Origin of the sequence: Kitasatospora nipponensis, assembly GCF_039528135.1 — a bacterium.
Classification (GTDB): domain Bacteria; phylum Actinomycetota; class Actinomycetes; order Streptomycetales; family Streptomycetaceae; genus Kitasatospora; species Kitasatospora nipponensis.
Window position 1 is genome coordinate 1 of sequence record NZ_BAAALF010000468.1, and the last position, 1,315, is coordinate 1,315.

Below are 1,315 nucleotides of genomic sequence, written 5' to 3' on the forward strand. Positions count from 1 at the left end.
TTCACCGGAGATCCAGCCCTTCGCCCCCTGCTCGACGCGGGCTGGAACATGAACCACGACGATCTGGGCAACGTGTACGTCAACTCACCGAACCAGAAGCTCCGCCTGGGCTACCTGCCGGAAGGCGAGGACGACGCCCTCTGGCAGATCACGGGGTACTCCCATGCCTTCGGCGCACCCCGGTGGTTGGTCACCTACCAGGAGAGCACGCCCACCGAGATCGTCACCGGCTTCACCACCGCGCTCGCGAAGGCACACACCGAGGGCCCCGACGCCTACCTCGCCGACCGCGGCCGTGACTTGGCGGAGCTCAACGTCGGCACGCCGCTGGCAGCGGCAGGCTGGAGCCACCGCTACACCGCGGCCGACCTCATCTTCGAGTCCCCCGACGGCCTGGCTGAGGTCCACCTGCGCCGCAAGCACCTCAACAACGCTACCGAGATGGCCGGCAACCAGGAACGCTGGCTCACCCTGGCCGGACCGCCCGACCGGCGGTGGTACGCCACCGCCACCTCCCAGACCCCGCCCGCCCTGGTGACGGCGATGAACTGGGCTCTCACCGACCCGGCCCCCGTCATCCGCTACGGCGACGATCTGCGCCGCCTGCCACCCCAGGCCACGGCAACAGCGATCACACCGCCTGCACCGACACCGCTCGATGTCCGCCGCGCCCTGGCCGCCCGCGCCCGCTCCTCCATCGCGCTCCCCGGCACCGCGCAGCACACCGCCGCGCCGGCTCCGCGCCAGCGCACACTACCCAACGCGTCCGCGGCCCAGACTGCCGCTGCTCGGCCCTCGACTGCGCTACGGCGGTGACCCCTCACATATCCAAGGATTCCCCGTGCCCGACTTCGCCACCTCGCCCCTCGACCAGGCCGACGCACTGATCGCCGCTGCCTGGGAACGCCCCATCGAGGAGTTGGAAGCTCTCGCGCCCCACCGCCCGGTGGACGACCCGCTCCTACGCTCGGCAATGCACATCCGCTCATCCCTGGTCATCTCCAGCAACGCCATCGCAGTCCACCAGGACCGTCTGCACGCACTCACCCGACCAGGGCACACCCCGGCCTTCTACGACCTCGAGCGGATCACCGACTCCGCTTCCGGTCTGCGGATCGCCCACGCCGAAAGCCGCACAGCACTGCAGGCCATCAGCAACGTGATCGAAGCCCGCAAAGCCGCCACAGCCACAGCGCAATCGCCGGCGGCCCGCCTCGCACAGGCCGCTGTCACCCGCTCAGCGCACGGCCGACGTCCTCTCGGCCAACCGCCAGGCCAGCCGGCGCCGTCGGCTGTTGGCGGCCCTGATGCGCAT

At 70.6% G+C, this 1,315-nt stretch carries 2 protein-coding genes; both read left to right on the forward strand.

Annotated features, from left to right (window positions below; genetic code table 11):
- Window positions 1-816 (forward strand): SPDY domain-containing protein (locus ABD323_RS41245; protein ID WP_344447224.1); only part of this gene is annotated, 816 nt, incomplete at its 5' end.
- A gap of 25 nt (window positions 817-841) precedes the next feature.
- On the forward strand, window positions 842-1,315 hold a 474-nt coding region (locus tag ABD323_RS41250; RefSeq protein ID WP_344447225.1), incomplete at its 3' end, for a hypothetical protein.